We start from the raw sequence: 15,790 nt of genomic DNA, 5'->3' as shown, positions 1-15,790 counted from the left end.
GCGCGCCGGCCCTGGGCGTTTCCTGGTGATCAGGGGCGGCCGCGGCGGGCCACGCCACCGAGCCAGGCGAGGCTGGGCTTCGGCCGGCGCTCGAAGGTCTCGCGGTCCACGGCGATCAGGCCGAACTTCGGCTCCCAGTGGCCCCACTCGTAGTTGTCCAGGGCGGTCCAGTGCAGGTAGCCGCGGACGTCGATGCCGTCTTCCGCCGCGGCGAACAGGCCCTCGAGGGCACTGCGCGTGTAGGCGATACGGCGGGTGTCGTCCTCGGTGGCGATGCCGTTCTCGGTCACGAGGATCGGCACACCGCCGGTGACGTCCCAGGTGTGCCGGACGGCCATGCCGAGGGAGTCGGGCCGGTACGCCGTGCCGACCTGGGTGTTGTCGGGGAGCTGCGGGTGCGGCTCGATGCCGTCCTCGCCGATCCACTGACTGGAGTACGACTGGACGCCGATGAAGTCGTCGCCGCGGGCGGCCTCCAGGTAGAGGTTCTCCCAGACGTGTTCGAGCTCGGTCAGCTTCTCCTCGGCGCCGGGGCGGGCGACGAAGGCGCGGTTCGCGACCGTCCATCCGACGGCGGCGCCGGTGCGGCCGCGCACGATGTCCCGTACGGCGTGATGCGCCTTGACCAGGACATCGCCGATGGCCGGGTCGGGGGCCGGCAGCTTCGGGCGGAAGTCGTTGTCGACGGTCGGACTCTGCCAGACCTCGTCCCCCTCGGTCTTCGCCTCGGCCCGCGCCTGCCGCGTCTGCTGGAGCATCTGCCGCTCCATGGTCATCATCATCGCGAGCATGTTGGGCTCGTTCATGGTGGCCACGTACGGGACGTCACCGAGGATGGAGCAGACCCGCTCGACGTACGAGACGAACCGGTCGATCCCGCGCTCACCGAGCCAGCCGCCTTCCGCGGGGAACCAGGCCGGGTTGGTGAAGTGGTGCAGGGTGACCACCGGGGTGAGGCCGAGTTCGAGCGCCTTGTCGATCATGCGGCGGTAGTGCGCGAGCTCGGCGCGGGAGAACTCGCCCGGCACCGGTTCGACACGGGCCCACTCGACGCCGAAGCGGTACGCGTTGAGCCCGGCGTCCGCGAGCAGCCGCATGTCTTCCTCGTAGCGGTGGTAGCTGTCGCACGCGTCGCCGCTGCGTTCGAGACCGGGCACCTGCCCTTCGCGCTGCCACCAGTCGCTGTTGATGTTGTTGCCCTCGATCTGGTGCGGGGCGGTGGACGCTCCCCAGAGGAAGCGGGTGTTCTCGGGCTTGGCGGTCATCGGGGGATCCTTCGGGTGCGGGCGTACCGAGGGCGAGGAAAGGAGAGAGGAGGTCGGGCAGGCGCCTCACTCGGGTGTGGGCGACGCGCTCGGCGACCGATCAGAATGTAACCACTGTGGAAACATTTCGCGATGATTAAACTCCGGGCGACACCGGAGGGCAACCCCCTGACGGAAGCCCGACGGAAGTTCGTCCACGGAGCAGGAGGCACCATGACTCCCACCACCGGCAGGGGTCGGCGGGGGCAGTACGCGACGACACCGGCCCGCCGCACGGGGATCGTGCGCGCGGCGCTCGCGGGCTTCGCCGAGCACGGTTACGAGCGCGCCTCCCTGCGGGACATCGCGGCGCGGGCCGGTGTGACCCATGCGGCGCTGTTGCGGCACTTCTCGGGCAAGGAGGAACTGCTCCTGGCCGCACTGGCGCAACGGGAGGCGGACGAGGAGGAGGCCGCGGCGCGGATCATCGAAGCCGGCACGGAGGGACCCGCCGTCCTGGGCGCGGTGCTCGCCGACGAGTTCGCGGACCCGGAACTCCAGCGCAACTGGATGTCTCTGGCGATCGCGGCGACCAACCCCGACCACCCCGCGCACGACTACTTCCTGACCCGGCGTGAGCGGATGCGGACCCGGTTCCGCAACGGCACCCTGCGCACCGCCTACGCCAGCGCCGATCTGACGGCGGACGAGAAGGTCGTCATGGTGCTCGCCATGCTCGACGGCCTCAGGGTGCAGGCGCTGCTCGACCCGACGCAGGACGTGCTGCGCCTGCTGGAGATCTTCATGCGGACGGTGATCGAGCCCGCGCAGGACGAGCGGCCTGACGCAGCCGCGGAGTAGCACGTCCGGGGCCGGTCAGGGCGCCGTCAGGCCACCCGCCGACCCGCCCTGCCCGAGCGCGGCGAGGCGCTTGAGCGTGCCGTGCGTCGTCATGGCGTGTCGGTCCTTTGGGAGGTCAGCTGCATGAAGGCCCGCATCGGGCCGACGATGTCGAGGTCGTCGTCGAGCAGCCACTGAAGTTGCAGGCCGTTGAGCACCGCTTGCAGCAGGACGGCGGCGTGTTCGGGGGCGAGGCCTGGGGGGAGTTGGCCGCGTTGCTCCTGGAGGCGCATGCCCTCGGTGAAGTTGTCGCGGCTCAGTTCGTAGCGGCGCACGAAGTAGTCGTGCGCGGGATGGTCCGGCCGTGAGGAGGCGGCGGCGAGTTCGATCCACAGCCGCATGAGCTCAGGTGCCTTCTGGTGGTGGCGCAGCACGTCGGCCAGGTAGGGGGCGAGTTCGTCCATGTCGGAGACCTGTGACTGGCCGTACTGCCACTCCTGCGAGTCGCGCTCCGCGAGCACCTCGGAGAGCAGGTCGTCCTTGGTGGCGAAGTGGTGCAGCAGGCCGGCGTGGGTGATGCCGGCCCGCTCGGCGATGTCGCGCAGGGAGGCCTCGGTGAATCCGTGCTCCGCGAAGCTGTCCCGCGCGGCCCGGATGATCTCCGCCCGCCTGGCGGCCGTCTTGGCGTACGGACCCCGGCCCTTCGGCTGCGTCACGTGGCGATTCCTCTCCGGTCGACTGTGAATCCCTACCGAGTGGTCGGAATTGGTGTCCGCAGGGAGTCTGGCCAGCATCGAGCCGGAGCGCAAGCGACGCGAGTGATCCCGTACGGGATCGCGGGGTGCCACCCGAGGGCGGTCGGGCATCAGATAACGCTCTGGTTACGAAGCCGGCCGACAGGCTTCCCGGACTTGCGCCTCCGGCCTTACGTTCACGGCGAAAACCAACCGCGTGGTAACTGTTGGCACGATCGCGGCTCCGGCGGCCCCGTATCCGCCGCAGCGCCCCCACTCCCGGCTCCGTTCCCGGCTTCACGCATGGCACGACGCAGTGACTCAGGCCTCGGCTCCCCCGATTCCCGGACGAAGGAATCCCTCCATGCGCATCCGACCCTCGCTTTCCCCGCACGCCCCGCACGCTCCCCGTGCCCGAGCCGCGACCGCCCTCGGCGCCGTCGCCGTCCTGCTGGCCGCATCGGCCTGTTCCGGCGAGTCGAGCGACTCCTCGGGCACCGGTGCCGGCAGCCAGACCCTGGCGCTCTCCATCTTCGGCACGCCCAATTCCTTCGACCCCGCGCAGCTGATCGAGGGCCAGCAGACCTACGTCTGGGACGCCCTGTACGACACGCTCCTCAGCCAGGACAACAGCGGCCAGCTGAAGCCCGGCGCCGCGCGCAGCTGGAAGTACTCGGACGACGCACGCACGCTGACCTTGAAGCTCCGCGGTGACCTGACGTTCAGTTCGGGCGCGAAAGTAGACTCCGCCGCGGTGAAGGCCACCATGGAGCGGACGCTCAGGACGCCAGGCCAGAGCCAGGCCGCGCTCGCCAGCGTGGACTCCGTCGAGGCTCCCGACGCGAGCACCGTGGTGATCAAGCTGAAGCGGCCCGACGGCGGACTCCTCCCCGTCCTGTCCACCGCGCCCGGCGTCATCGGCGACCCGAAGACGATGGCGAGCAAGTCCTCCGCGCTCGATCCCGTCGGCTCAGGCCCGTACACCCTCGACACGAAGGCGACGGTCAACGGCGCGGTCTACGTCCTCAACCGCCGCTCCGATTACTGGAACGCCAAGGCGTACCCGTTCAAGACGGTCAAGATCCGGGTGATCAGCGACCCGACCGCGGTGGCGAACGCCCTGAAGGCCGGCGAGACCAACGTCGGCACGATCGACGTCTCCCAGGTCAGCGCCATCAAGGCCGCGGGCTTCGACGTCACGCATGTGGACGCCACGGCGGGCGCGAGCCTCATTCTCGCGGACCGGGCGGGCAGCAGACTGAAAGCGCTGGGCGATGTCCGGGTCCGCAAGGCCATCAACATGGCCTTCGACCGGGACAAGATGGTCAAGCAGTTGTTGATGGGTTCGGGCAAGCCGACCGAGCAGCTGTTCAACCCCGAGGGGGCGGCCAACGACCCCGCACTCGACAGGACGTACGCCTACGACCCGGCCGGGGCCAAGAAGCTGCTCGCCGAGGCCGGATACGCCGACGGCTTCTCGGTGACGATGCCGAGCCTCGTCTACTCCAAGCAGTTCGAGCCGGCCATCACGCAGGCGCTCGGCGACATCGGGATCAAGGTCACGTGGGAGCCGGTGCCCGCGCAGCAGAGCCTGTCCGCGCTGCTCTCGCGCAAGTACCCCATGTTCCTGGTGGTCGAGGGCCTCAACGTGGCGCCCATCGAGACCCGCACCTTCTTCAGCCCCGCCGGCTCGAAGAACGTCTTCCGCTCCACCGACCCCACGCTGACCGCCCTGCTCAACAGGGCGGACAAGGAACTCGACCCGCAGAAGGCCGCCGTCATCTACAAGGAGATCAGCAGGTTCGGCGTCGAACAGGCATGGAACGCGCCGCTGTTCCACATCGGCAGCGACTGGGCCACCAAGAAGGGCATCGCCTACCTCGGGAACGGCTCCTCGACCCTGTCGACCATCCGGCAGTTCGGCCCCGCCGAGTCCAGGGGCTGAACGGCCATGATCCTCTACGTGGTGCGTCGCCTGACCGCGGGGCTCGTCCTCGCGGTCCTGGTGACCGTGATCACCTATCTGCTGCTGAGCATCTCCTTCGACGACGTGGTCCGCACGCTGGTCGGAGGCGATGCCACACCGGGACAACTGGCCGCCCAGAAGGCCGCGATGGGCCTCGACCGACCACTGGTCACCCAGTACCTCGACTGGCTCTCGCACGCGGTCCGCGGCGACTTCGGGGCGTCCTACTTCACCAGCGAACCCGTCCGCACCGCGATCACTGCCCGACTCGGCGTAACGCTGTCGATCGTCGTGGTGGCGCTCCTGCTGACCTGCGTCCTCAGCGTCATGCTCGGCGTGACCGCCGCCACCCGCGGCGGCGTCGTCGACCGGATCGCGCAGGGCGCCTCAATGGTCGGCTACCTGATCCCCAACCTCCTGATCGCCATCGCGCTCGTGTACGTCCTCGCCATCAAGCTGCACATCTTCCCGGCGACCGGCTACACACCCTTCGCCGAGAACCCCGGCCGCTGGGCGGCCTCGATCGCCATCCCCGTCGTGGCCCTCATGACGGGCGGCATCGCGAGCCTCACCGCGCAGATCCGCGGTGCCATGATCGGGGAGCTGCGCAAGGACTACGTCCGCACCCTGCGCACCCGCGGTATCCCGACCCGCTCCATCGTGCTGCGCCACGCCCTGCGCAACGCCGCCGGGCCGGCCCTGACCGTGCTGTCCCTGGAGTTCATCCAGATGCTCGGCGGCGCACTGATCATCGAGCAGGTCTTCGCGCTCCCCGGCTTCGGCCAGTACGCCTTCAACGCCTCACTTCAGGGCGACGTCCCGATCATCATGGGCATCGGCCTCTTCGGCGTCCTGCTCGTGGTGATCGTCAACCTGGTCGTCGACCTCGTCAACGGCTGGCTCAACCCGAAGGCGAGGACGGTCCATTGAGCACAGGGATCACTCCGCCCGTGCGGCGGTCACCGATGCGCCGCCTCCGCAAGGACCCCCAGGCCGTCGTCAGCGCCGGCCTGCTGCTCCTCATCGTCCTGATGGGGCTGCTCACACCGGTCCTCACCGCACACGGCCCCAACCAGGTGAACCTCGACGCGGTCAACGCCCATGTCGGCGAACACGGTTACCTCCTGGGCGGCGACAAGACCGGCCGCGACATCTTCGCCAGGCTCCTGAACTCCATCAACACCAGTGTCGTCTCGGCCCTCATCGGCGCCGGCATCGCCCTGACGATCGGCGTGACGTCCGGGCTCGTCGGCGGGTACTTCGGACGACGGATCCGCGCTGTCACCGACTGGGTCTTCAACCTCGTCATGACGTTCCCGGGGCTGCTGCTCCTCATCGTCCTGATGCCGGTGACCAAGGGCGACTTCCGGATCACCATGGTCGTCTTCGGCGTGCTGCTCTCCCCGGGGATCTACCGCCTGGTGCGCAACATCGTCGTCGGCGTCAAGAACGAGCTGTACGTCGACGCGGCCCGCGTCGCCGGTCTGCCCGACCGGCGCATCCTGCGCCGCCATGTGTTCACCGTGGTCCGCGGACCGGTCATCATCGCCTCCGCGTTCCTCGCCGGTTCCGCCATCGCCGTCCAGTCCGGTCTGGCCTTCCTCGGCGTCGGCGAGAGCACCGTGCCCAGCTTCGGTGCGATGATCAGCGAGGGGTTCACCAACCTCTACGAAGAGCCGATGCAGTTCCTGTGGCCCAGCCTCGGGCTCGGCGTCATCACCGCCTCGCTCGTCCTCCTCGGCAACTCGCTGCGCGACGCCCTCGAAGGCGGCCGCCCCAAGCCGTCGAAGATCACCGCTCCGGCGGTCAGACCCGCCCTCGGCGGGGCCCCGGCCGCGCCGGCCGTCTCCGGGCTCCTGACCATCGACGACCTGGCCATCGCCTACCCGACACCGGCCGGCGAACTGAAGGAGGTCGTCAGCGGCGTCACGCTCGCGGTGGAGGCGGGGGAGACGGTCGGCCTCGTCGGTGAGTCGGGCTCGGGCAAGACCCAGACCGCGTTCGCCGCACTCGGCGTCCTGCCGTCCGAAGCGGTGATCACCCGGGGATCGATCCGCCTCGACGGCCGGGAGCTGCTCGGGCTCGGCGAACGCGAACTGCGCACCGTACGCGGCAGATCCATCGCGTACGTGCCCCAGGAGCCGATGTCGAACCTCGACCCGTCCTGCACGGTGGGCGCCCAACTCGTCGAGGGCGTACGGGCCTGCGCCACCTCCCCGACGACCCGCAAGGAAGCCCGCGGCCAGGTGCTCCACCTGCTGCGCAAGGTCGGCATCCCCGACCCCGAACGCACCTTCCGCTGCTATCCGCACCAGATTTCCGGCGGCATGGCGCAACGCGTCCTCATCGCCGGTGCCATCGCGAGCCGGCCGCTGCTGCTCATCGCGGACGAACCCACCACCGCGCTGGACGTCACGGTGCAGGCCGAGATCCTCGACCTGCTGCGCGACCTTCAGAAGGAACTGAACATGGCGGTGCTCCTCGTGACCCACAACCTCGGTGTGGTCGCCGACATCTGCGGCCGGGTGGCCGTCATGCGCAGCGGCACGGTCGTCGAGACCGGCGACACCGCCGAGCTCTTCCGGGCACCCCGGCATCCGTACACGCGGATGCTCCTCGATTCCATCCTCGACGAGAACACGCTGCGCACCGACCCGCCGGTCGCCACCGCCGACGTGCTCGGGACGGAGCTGCGATGACGGCACTGCTCGACGTGAGCGACCTGCGGGTCACCTATCCCGGACGCGGATTCAGGGCCAGGCCCAACGAGGTGCTGCACGGCGTGTCCCTGTCCGTGGCAGCGGGGGAGACCCTCGGGATCGTCGGCGAGTCCGGCTCGGGCAAGACGACCATCGGCCGGGCCGTGCTCGGTCTCGCCGCCCCCAGCGGCGGCACCGTGCGCTTCCTGGGCCAGGACATCACCCACGCCGCGGGCCGGCAGCGGCGGGCGCTCGCCCGCGATCTGCAAGTGGTCTTCCAGGACCCGTACACCTCCCTCAACCCGGCCCTCACCATCGGCGACATCCTCAGCGAGCCGCTGGTGGTGCAGGGCATTGCGCCACGCGAGGCCCGTGCGCGGGTGGCGGAACTGCTCGACCAGGTGGGACTGGCGAAGGACGCCACCGAGCGGCTGCCCCGTGAGTTCAGCGGGGGCCAGCGCCAGCGGGTCGCCATCGCCCGCGCCCTGGCGCCGGGGCCGCGGCTGATCGTCTGCGACGAACCCGTGTCGGCGCTCGACCTGTCCACGCAGGCCCGGGTGCTCGACCTGTTCGTCGACATCCAGCGCCGTACCTCGGTCGCGTATCTGTTCATCTCGCACGACCTCGCCGTGATCCGGCAGGTGAGTCACCGGGTGAGCGTCATCTACCGCGGCGACGTCGTGGAGACCGGGGCGGCGGGCCCCGTCACGTCCACGCCCGAACACCCCTACACGCAGCAGCTGTTGCTCGCCGCGCCGGTCGCCGACCCGGCGGAACAGCGCAGACGTCGCGCCGAGCGCCACCGCCTGGCCGCGGCCGAGCGGGACAAGGCGGCGTGAGCGGTCCGCCTCGCGCGGGAAGTGGCGCATCGGGCCGGTCCGGCCGACGCCCGCCCGGCGGGTCACCGCACGAAAACCGCAATCCGTTTCGACATTCAGAAAGGCCCCCATGCTGAAGCCCCGACCGACCGCCACCCGTGAACTCGTGAACCTAGACGGACTGTGGAAGTTCGCCACCGCCGCCACCGTCGGCGAGAGCCCCTGGGCCGGCCCGCTCGACACCCCGCTCGAAGCGCCCGTACCCGCCAGCTACAACGACCTGTTCACCGACAGCGCGATCCGTGACCACGTCGGCTGGGTCTGGTACCAGCGCACGGTGCGCGTGCCGCGCGGCTGGGACGGTGAACGCGTGGTCCTGCGCGTCGACGCCGCCACCCATGAAGGCCGGGTGTACGTGGACGACGTCCTGGTCGCGGAACACGTCGGCGGGTACACACCGTTCGAGGCCGACATCACCGAGCGCGTACGCGCCGGAGCGGAGTTCAGGCTGACGGTCGGTGTGAACAACGAACTGACCACCACCACGATCCCGCCCGGCCGGATCACCGTCGACCAGACGGGCTGCCGCAAGCAGACCTACCTGCACGACTTCTACAACTACGCGGGTCTCGCCCGGTCCGTGTGGCTCTACAGCGTCCCGGCCGTGCACATCGCGGACATCACCGTCGTGACCGGCCTCGACAGCACCACGGGCACGGTCGAGTACGAGGTCGGGACGAGCGAGGCCGCCACCGTACGCGTGCGGGTGCTCGACGCCGCGGGAGCCGAGGTCTGCGCCGGCGACGGCGCGAGCGGCACGCTGCGCATCGAGGACGTGACGCCGTGGCGGCCCGGCGCCGCCTGCCTGTACGAGCTGGTCGCCGAGATCGTCGACGGTGACGAGATACGCGACACCTATGCCCTGCCGTTCGGGGTCCGGACCGTCGAGGTGCGCGGCACGCAGTTCCTCGTCAACGGCGAGCCGTTCTACTTCACCGGCTTCGGCAAACACGAGGACACCGCCGTACGCGGCAAGGGCCACGACAACGCCTACCTGGTCCACGACTTTCAGCTGATGGAGTGGACCGGCGCCAACTCCTTCCGCACCGCGCACTACCCGTACGCGGACGAGGTGATGGACTTCGCCGACCGGCACGGCATCGTCGTGATCGACGAGACGGCGGCCGTCGGTCTGAACCTCGCCGTCGAGGCCGGCCTCCTCGGCACCCCGCCGCGGCCCACCTTCTCGCCCGAGACCTTCCACGACGCCACCCGCGACGCCCACGCGCAGGCCATCCGGGAGCTGATCGCCCGCGACAAGAACCACCCGAGCGTCGTCATGTGGTGCATCGCCAACGAGCCGTCCTCCAACGAGGAGGGCGCCCGGGAGTACTTCGAGCCCCTCGTCGAACTCACCCGCAAGCTCGACCCCACCCGCCCCGTCACCTACACCGCCGTCATGTTCGCCACCTCGGACAACGACCGGATCGCCGACCTCTTCGACGTCATCTGCGTCAACCGGTACTACGGCTGGTACATCGCGACCGGTGACCTGAGGACGGCCGAGCAGTACATGGAAGGCGATCTGCGGGGCTGGGCCGAGAAGTTCGGCAGGCCGCTGCTCATGAGCGAGTACGGCGCCGACACGCTGCCCGGCTTGCACTCGGTGTGGGACCAGCCCTGGACCGAGGAGTACCAGGCGGCGTACCTGGCGGCCAGCCACCGTGCGTTCGACCGGATCGAGGCGGTCGTCGGCGAACAGGTCTGGAACTTCGCCGACTTCCAGACCTCCCACGGCATCCACCGCGTCGACGGCAACCGCAAGGGCGTGTTCACCCGGGACCGCAAACCCAAGGCGGCCGCGTACGAGCTACGGCGCCGGTGGCGCGGTCTGGGCGGCCGCAAGCCGTCGAGCGAGAACTGAGGGGCCGGACATGGAGAACTCCGCGCACCGTACGATCTGCAACCCGCTCGACCTTCCCTACCGTTACCAGGACGTCCGCTTCAAGGGCGTCGTGCGCGGCATGAAGATCGGCGAACCCAGGCGCAGCGTGCACCGCGAGGGAGCCGATCCGTCGATCGTGCCGTACCGGGGCCGCTACTACATGTTCGTCTCGAAGTCCGCGGGGTTCTGGCACTCGGACGACCTCGTGCGATGGGAGTACCGCCCCACCTCCAGGCTGCCGGCCCACGACTACGCGCCGGACGTGCGGGAGGTGAACGGAGCGCTGTACATCAGCGCGTCCCGCAAGGAGGACAACTGCCCCTTCTTCCGCAGTGAGGACCCCCTCGCCGACGACTTCACCGAGGTCACGCCCGGCACCTTCCCCTTCTGGGACCCCGGGCTCTTCCAGGACAGCGACAACTCCGTCTACCTGTACTGGGGTTGCGGCAACAAGACACCCCTCTACGGAGTGCGGCTCGGCGAGGACTTCGCGCCGGTCGGCGATCCCGTGCCGCTGATCTCCTCGGACGTCGAGAACCGCGGCTGGGAGCGGTTGGGCGATGATCATGTGGTCGTGGAGCCGCGCACCGAGGCCGAGCGCCTCGTGGCCCGGGTCAGGGGCACCACCCCGTACATCGAGGGCGCGTGGATGACCGAGCGGGAGGGGACGTACTACCTCCAGTACGCGGCGCCGGGCACCCAGTTCAACACCTACGCCGACGGGTACTGCACCGCCTCCTCGCCGCTGGGCCCGTTCACGTACTCGCCCGACAGCCCCTTCTCCTCGAAGCCCGGGGGCTTCATCACGGGGGCGGGCCACGGCAGCACGTTCCAGGACCGGCACGGCAACTGGTGGCACGCGGCGACCATGCGGATCACCGTCAACGATGTCTTCGAGCGGCGGGTCGGTCTCTTTCCCGCGGGCTTCGACGACGACGGCGTGCTGTTCTGCAACCAGAACTTCGCCGACTACCCGATGGCTGTCCCTGACGGTCCGTTCGACCCGTGGACGCCGCCGCCGTGGATGCTCCTGTCCTACAAGGCGGAGGCCACCGCCTCGTCCTCGGCACCCGGCCACGACCCGGCACGCTCCGTCGACGAGGACATCCGCACCTGGTGGGCCTCCGCGACCACCGAGCCCGGCGCGTCCCTCACCGTCGACCTCGGCGCGAGCAAGACCGTGCACGCCGTCCAGGTCAACCTGGCGGACCACGAGCTGGGCGCGACGGCACCGGACGCCCGTGACGGCGTGGACATCGGCCACTCCTGGCGAGGCATCTACGCCTCCCACCAGGCCACGGAACTCCTGGTGGAGCTCTCGGACGACGGGCGCGAATGGAGCGTCGTACGCGATTCACGGGGCAAGGACGAGGACACCCCGCACGCCTACGTCGTCCTCGACGCGCCGCAGCGCGCCAGGTTCGTGCGCGTGACCGGCGGCCGGATGCCGTTCGACGGCGCGTTCGCGGTGAGCGGCCTACGGGTCTTCGGGACCGGTGACGCTCCGGCCCCGGCCGCCACCCGGGTCCGGGCCCGACGCGTCGACCGGCGTACCGCGCACCTGGAATGGGACGCCGAAGAGGGAGCCACCGGCTACACCGTCCGCTACGGGCGGCACCCGCAGAAGCTGTACCACAGCTGGCAGGTGTACGAGCGCACCGCGTTGGACCTGCGCTCGCTCAACGCGGACGTGCCGTACTGGGTGGCCGTGGACGCGTTCGGGGAGGGCGGGATCACGACCGGCGAGACCGTGCCCGTGCCGTGAAATGAATGGCGTCGCCGCGGCGGCGGTTGGCCGTGTCAGCGGCGCGTGCTGCCGCCGTCCGCGACGATGATCTGCCCCGTGATGAACGAGGCGTCCTCGGAGGCGAGGAACGCCACGGCGCCGGAGACGTCGGGCGGCGTCTGCACCCGCTTGATGTCCTGGGCCTGCACGGCCTGTTCGAAGAAGGCCTCGCTCGTGTTCGCCACGGCCGTGGCGGTCCGGACCAGACCCGCGGCGACACCGTTGACGGTGATGCCGTGAGCGGCGAGGTTGGCGGCCAGGACGGAGGTGAACCCGTTCAGCGCGCCCTTGGCCGAGACGTAGGAGACGAAGGGCGGCGGCGCGGTCCAGTAGCTCGACGACGTGATGGTGACAATGCGACCCGACCCGGACGCCTTCAGGTCCGGCAGGAACGCCTTGGAAGCCAGGAAGGCGCCGTCCACGTTGACGGCGAAGGTGCGGCGCCACTCGTCCAGGGTCACGTGCTCGATGTCGGCCAGCAGTACGACGGCCGCGTTGTTCACCAGGACGTCGGCGCCACCGAGTTCGCTTCGGACGCGCGCGGCGAATCCGTGGATCGCCTCCTCGTCGGAGATGTCGACCTTGTCGCTGAAGAACCGCCAACCGGTCGCCGCCACGAGTTCCCGTGTCCCCTCGGCCGGATCGACGTCCGCGACCGCGATGTCCGCTCCCTCCGCCGCGAGCCTGCGGGCGATCTCCTGCCCGATGCCGGTGCTGCCCCCGTCACGACGGCCGTCCTGCCGGTCAGTCTTCCAGACATCACTCGGTTCTCCTGTCGGCGCTCGGTACGGCGGTCACTCCTGAAGGGTGCGCATCGGGACGGCCGCTGAGAGGCGCTCTGTTCGTCCGATGAACATGTCCATTGAGCGTGACGGCGGTCACTTCCTACCTTGTCGCTGCTCGGCGGGTCGGTCACCGCGCCGGACCCCCGGCAAGGCCCGGCGGAGAACGCCGGTTCCGACAGCAGCGCGCGCCGTGCGCGAGGAGTCGTCCATGGTCCAGACCGATTCACCCGTCGAGACGAGCGGGGAGAGTGCGAGATACACCCTGGGACGCGGCACGCTGGCCGCCGTGGTGCTCGCGGTGTGCCTCTCGCAGATGGCCCTTTCCGTCCCCTCGCTCATCACCGGACTGATCCAGCAGGATCTCGCGCCGTCCTCGGCGCAGCTGGCGTGGATCGTCGACGCCTTCTTCATCCCCGTCGCCGCACTGGAGCTGGGCTTCGGCGTGTTCGGCGACCTCTTCGACCGCAAGCGTCTGCTCGTCGGAGGCGCCGCGCTCATCGTCGTCGGCTCGGCCGTCGCGGTCCTGGTACCGGGTGAGGGGTCGTCGACGCCCCCGCCACGAGCGTGGTGAGCGTCGAGGTCTCGCCGACCTCGTGCCGGATGCGCAGCTCGACGACCATCTCGCCGCGGATGGACAAGTCGAACCCGGGCAGTTGCTCCGTGAGCCGACGCGAGAGCGCAGACAGGAGGCTCTACGTCGCCGAGCCCACGCACTCGATCGCGAGACGGCCCACTGATCCGGCCGCCACGGGCCGTGCGTGCTGGGCGGCCTCGCAGACGTCGCGAGGTGGCGCGCGGCCGCTCGAGGTAGGCCCGGCCGGCTTCGGTGAGGTCGACTCGCCGCGTGGTGCTGTGCAGCAACTCGACGCCGAGCTCCGTCTCCACTGCCGGACCTGCTGGGACAGCAGTGGCTGGGCCACGTGCAGTCGCTCGGCGGCGCGCCCCGAAGCGCACACCTCGGCCACCGGTGGCCACCGCTTGCGTTTGGGGCTCCACTCGTAGGCTCCCGGGGCCGTTTCGATGACTTCGGGGGGCCAGGCCAGCCGAACCTGTTCCAGGCGCCCGCGGTGCTCGGCGATCCAATCCCCCTGAGGGCGGATTCCCAGAACTGTCGTAAGGCGGTCCGGATCGCTGACCTGGATCGACAGCCGGCTGTCCTCGTGCAGGTGGATGCCGAGGCTCAGGCCGCGGTCTCCGCCGATGCTGACCGTCTGGCCTGGTCCCAGGTTGGACAGCTCCTGCTCCCAGGAGTCCACGTCATGCTGGAAGAGGTAAAGCTCGAGCCGGGCATCAACGAAGCTCGCGCAGGCGAGCACGTCTGCCCGCAGAATGTCGTGACCGGTCAGCACACCCGGACGGAACCGTCCAGTGACGCGCACGATGCAGCGGCTCCCGTCCGGATCGGCGAGATGGATCAGGTCGATCGGAGTGGGCTCCGTCATGAAGGTGCTCGCTTTCGTGCGCCGGGTGGGCTGCATCGTCTCCTATCACCGGACGAGTGACACAGTCAGGCCTCTCGACCTCGCCTCCACCGGCATCCGTCCGGCAGGGCCCGTGCCCGCAGAGCCTGGTCGCCACCGAGGAGGGCGGGTCGTCCTTCCGGACGGCGCTGGACCTGTTCGCCCAGACCACCGCCCCCTCCGTCCCCAGGGGGACGAAGGACCGCGCCGAAACCCACGGAGCACCGTTCATTCTGACCAGGGGAACGGTCGGCTGCGGCTGGCGGAGCCGGACGAGGGGATCGGGTGATCAGCCGGTCGGGACCTACTTCATCCCCACGTTCACCCTGCTGCTGACCGCCGGTGCGCTGGCACGCACCGGCCACATCAGTCCTCTTGTCGTCGTCGCCGTCGCAGGCGGCGCCGCAGTCGTCGGCGACTTTCTCGGCCACCGCATCGCTCCCTACAGCGTCCTCGCCGCCTGCCTGTGGGCGACCGCCGAAGCCGGTCGCGGCTACGCCGCCGCGACCTCTCTCCACTGGACCCATGGCGCTGACCACCCTGACGGGTCTCCCGAGCCGGTCACGTCGACGCGAAGTGGCTTATCCCCTGAGCGAGTTGATTAGGTTGCGGCAGAAGACCGCTATCCGGGCACGTCGGCTACAACGAGTACGGGCAACCCCAGTCGCCCCGACCGCCGGCGGGACGCGCAAGCATGTCTGCCGGATCGCCCGAAAATGAAACGCCATGCGTCCGGCCTGCGACTACCGTGCCCCCGTGACACTGACTGACGCCGAGATAGCCGACCTGCTCGCACCCGCTGGGCTTCACATCGTGCAACGGCTTCGAGGTGAAGTCCCGCTGCCACCGCTGCCACCGGGATACGGGCCTGCGAGTGCGCGCCCGGAGCACGGACGATTCGACTCCCGTCCCGAAGAGATCGCTGATGTCGATGACCCGGACCTGGCCGACAAGGTCAACACAAGTTGGTACCGGATGGCTGTGGAATACGGCCTCTTTGACGAAGAGCGCGAGTTCCTCCTCGGTATCGACTGCACGCACCCAGAGCAAGAAGAGCACGAGGAGGACAACTGGGCCTGGCTCCGGGTGCGTCTCCTCGACGGCTGGGACCTGGTCGCGAGCGAGGTGGCCCAGCTGCGGAGCGGGTTCGCGACGCTGTTCACCACGCGCTTCGTGCCGGAGTTCACCGTCGTGTCGCTGGACGGCCGCATGATGATGAACACCACCGTCTGGGGCAACGGCACCGTCAGCACGATCGCCATCCGACCCTAGCGATCTCCTGGCGGAGCACTTCCTGCCTTGACGCGGGACTTCACTGTCCAAGGACAAGGAGGGCCCCGGAGCTGCTCGCGTTGATTCGTCAGGAGTGGGCGGGAGCAGGTGGTGCGGGAGCGGTCTCAGGTTCGCAGCCGCTCCGCAGCACGGACCGTCATTCCCTCGGTCGAGGCGTAAATCCGCCCGGAAGAACCTCGTACAGCCTTGCGGGCCGCGAGCACAGCCGCACCCGACCAGG

General features: G+C 69.6%; 14 protein-coding genes. 10 read left to right on the top strand and 4 right to left on the bottom strand.

The window, feature by feature from the left end:
• Positions 1-29: 29 nt before the first annotated feature.
• A complete protein-coding gene (locus AB0G52_RS35455) occupies positions 30-1,265 on the bottom strand; it encodes a family 1 glycosylhydrolase (protein WP_361342424.1) in 1,236 nt (411 codons plus the stop codon).
• 213 nt (positions 1,266-1,478) lie between these two features.
• Here AB0G52_RS35455 and AB0G52_RS35450 point away from each other — a divergent pair, with 213 nt between their 5' ends.
• A complete protein-coding gene (locus tag AB0G52_RS35450) occupies positions 1,479-2,105 on the top strand; it encodes a TetR/AcrR family transcriptional regulator (RefSeq protein WP_132891724.1) in 627 nt (208 codons plus the stop codon).
• An 89-nt stretch (positions 2,106-2,194) separates the two neighbouring features.
• On the opposite strand, the gene AB0G52_RS35445 is transcribed toward AB0G52_RS35450, so the two are convergent.
• Complete coding sequence (locus AB0G52_RS35445) at positions 2,195-2,800, bottom strand: TetR/AcrR family transcriptional regulator (protein ID WP_207921855.1); 606 nt, start codon at positions 2,798-2,800, stop codon at positions 2,195-2,197.
• A gap of 382 nt (positions 2,801-3,182) precedes the next feature.
• On the opposite strand from AB0G52_RS35445, the gene AB0G52_RS35440 reads away from it, so the two are divergent.
• The 6 genes from AB0G52_RS35440 to AB0G52_RS35415 all read left to right on the top strand — a co-directional run bounded on the left by AB0G52_RS35440 (position 3,183) and on the right by AB0G52_RS35415 (position 12,011).
• Positions 3,183-4,763, top strand: a complete 1,581-nt coding sequence (locus AB0G52_RS35440) for an ABC transporter substrate-binding protein (protein ID WP_361342420.1) — start codon at positions 3,183-3,185, stop codon at positions 4,761-4,763.
• Positions 4,764-4,769: 6 nt separating this feature from the next.
• Positions 4,770-5,714, top strand: coding sequence for an ABC transporter permease (locus AB0G52_RS35435; protein ID WP_132891721.1), 945 nt, complete (start codon positions 4,770-4,772; stop codon positions 5,712-5,714).
• Positions 5,711-7,483: a dipeptide/oligopeptide/nickel ABC transporter permease/ATP-binding protein gene (locus AB0G52_RS35430; protein WP_361342417.1), complete on the top strand. Its 1,773-nt coding sequence runs from the start codon at positions 5,711-5,713 to the stop codon at positions 7,481-7,483. The genes AB0G52_RS35435 and AB0G52_RS35430 overlap by 4 nt, the downstream gene beginning before the upstream one ends.
• Complete coding sequence (locus tag AB0G52_RS35425; protein WP_361342414.1) at positions 7,480-8,322, top strand: ATP-binding cassette domain-containing protein; 843 nt, start codon at positions 7,480-7,482, stop codon at positions 8,320-8,322. Before AB0G52_RS35430 ends, AB0G52_RS35425 begins: the two co-directional genes overlap by 4 nt.
• A gap of 109 nt (positions 8,323-8,431) precedes the next feature.
• Positions 8,432-10,225 (top strand): beta-glucuronidase, encoded by a 1,794-nt coding sequence (uidA, locus tag AB0G52_RS35420; protein WP_361342411.1) that lies wholly within the window; start codon positions 8,432-8,434, stop codon positions 10,223-10,225.
• A gap of 10 nt (positions 10,226-10,235) precedes the next feature.
• Complete coding sequence (locus tag AB0G52_RS35415) at positions 10,236-12,011, top strand: family 43 glycosylhydrolase (protein ID WP_132891718.1); 1,776 nt, start codon at positions 10,236-10,238, stop codon at positions 12,009-12,011.
• 35 nt (positions 12,012-12,046) lie between these two features.
• Here AB0G52_RS35415 and AB0G52_RS35410 read toward each other — a convergent pair whose 3' ends face one another.
• Complete coding sequence (locus AB0G52_RS35410) at positions 12,047-12,727, bottom strand: SDR family oxidoreductase (protein WP_361342504.1); 681 nt, start codon at positions 12,725-12,727, stop codon at positions 12,047-12,049.
• Positions 12,728-13,025: 298 nt separating this feature from the next.
• On the opposite strand from AB0G52_RS35410, the gene AB0G52_RS35405 reads away from it, so the two are divergent.
• A complete protein-coding gene (locus AB0G52_RS35405; protein WP_361342407.1) occupies positions 13,026-13,388 on the top strand; it encodes an MFS transporter in 363 nt (120 codons plus the stop codon).
• 121 nt (positions 13,389-13,509) lie between these two features.
• Here the strand turns inward: AB0G52_RS35405 and AB0G52_RS35400 are convergent, their stop codons facing one another.
• Entirely contained in the window at positions 13,510-14,295 is a 786-nt protein-coding gene (locus AB0G52_RS35400) for a DUF5959 family protein (protein WP_361342404.1), read from the bottom strand.
• A gap of 20 nt (positions 14,296-14,315) precedes the next feature.
• Here AB0G52_RS35400 and AB0G52_RS35395 point away from each other — a divergent pair, with 20 nt between their 5' ends.
• Both AB0G52_RS35395 and AB0G52_RS35390 read left to right on the top strand, forming a co-directional pair.
• A complete protein-coding gene (locus AB0G52_RS35395; RefSeq protein WP_361342401.1) occupies positions 14,316-14,882 on the top strand; it encodes a hypothetical protein in 567 nt (188 codons plus the stop codon).
• Positions 14,883-15,033: 151 nt separating this feature from the next.
• Positions 15,034-15,549, top strand: a complete 516-nt coding sequence (locus AB0G52_RS35390; RefSeq protein WP_361342398.1) for a hypothetical protein — start codon at positions 15,034-15,036, stop codon at positions 15,547-15,549.
• Positions 15,550-15,790: the final 241 nt, after the last annotated feature.

The sequence above is a fragment of the Streptomyces sp. NPDC021562 genome (assembly GCF_040640875.1).
Classification (GTDB): Bacteria; Actinomycetota; Actinomycetes; order Streptomycetales; family Streptomycetaceae; genus Streptomyces.
The sequence above is the reverse complement of the archived record's forward strand: the minus strand, read 5'-3'. Positions and strand labels throughout refer to the sequence as shown.

Coding starts and splice junctions, on each gene's coding strand:
- AB0G52_RS35455 (WP_361342424.1), bottom strand. CDS start 1,265: ATGACCGCCAAGCCCGAGAACACCCGCTTCCTCTGGGGAGCGTCCACC.
- AB0G52_RS35450 (WP_132891724.1), top strand. CDS start 1,479: ATGACTCCCACCACCGGCAGGGGTCGGCGGGGGCAGTACGCGACGACA.
- AB0G52_RS35440 (WP_361342420.1), top strand. CDS start 3,183: ATGCGCATCCGACCCTCGCTTTCCCCGCACGCCCCGCACGCTCCCCGT.
- AB0G52_RS35435 (WP_132891721.1), top strand. CDS start 4,770: ATGATCCTCTACGTGGTGCGTCGCCTGACCGCGGGGCTCGTCCTCGCG.
- AB0G52_RS35425 (WP_361342414.1), top strand. CDS start 7,480: ATGACGGCACTGCTCGACGTGAGCGACCTGCGGGTCACCTATCCCGGA.
- uidA (WP_361342411.1), top strand. CDS start 8,432: ATGCTGAAGCCCCGACCGACCGCCACCCGTGAACTCGTGAACCTAGAC.
- AB0G52_RS35415 (WP_132891718.1), top strand. CDS start 10,236: ATGGAGAACTCCGCGCACCGTACGATCTGCAACCCGCTCGACCTTCCC.
- AB0G52_RS35405 (WP_361342407.1), top strand. CDS start 13,026: ATGGTCCAGACCGATTCACCCGTCGAGACGAGCGGGGAGAGTGCGAGA.
- AB0G52_RS35400 (WP_361342404.1), bottom strand. CDS start 14,295: ATGCAGCCCACCCGGCGCACGAAAGCGAGCACCTTCATGACGGAGCCC.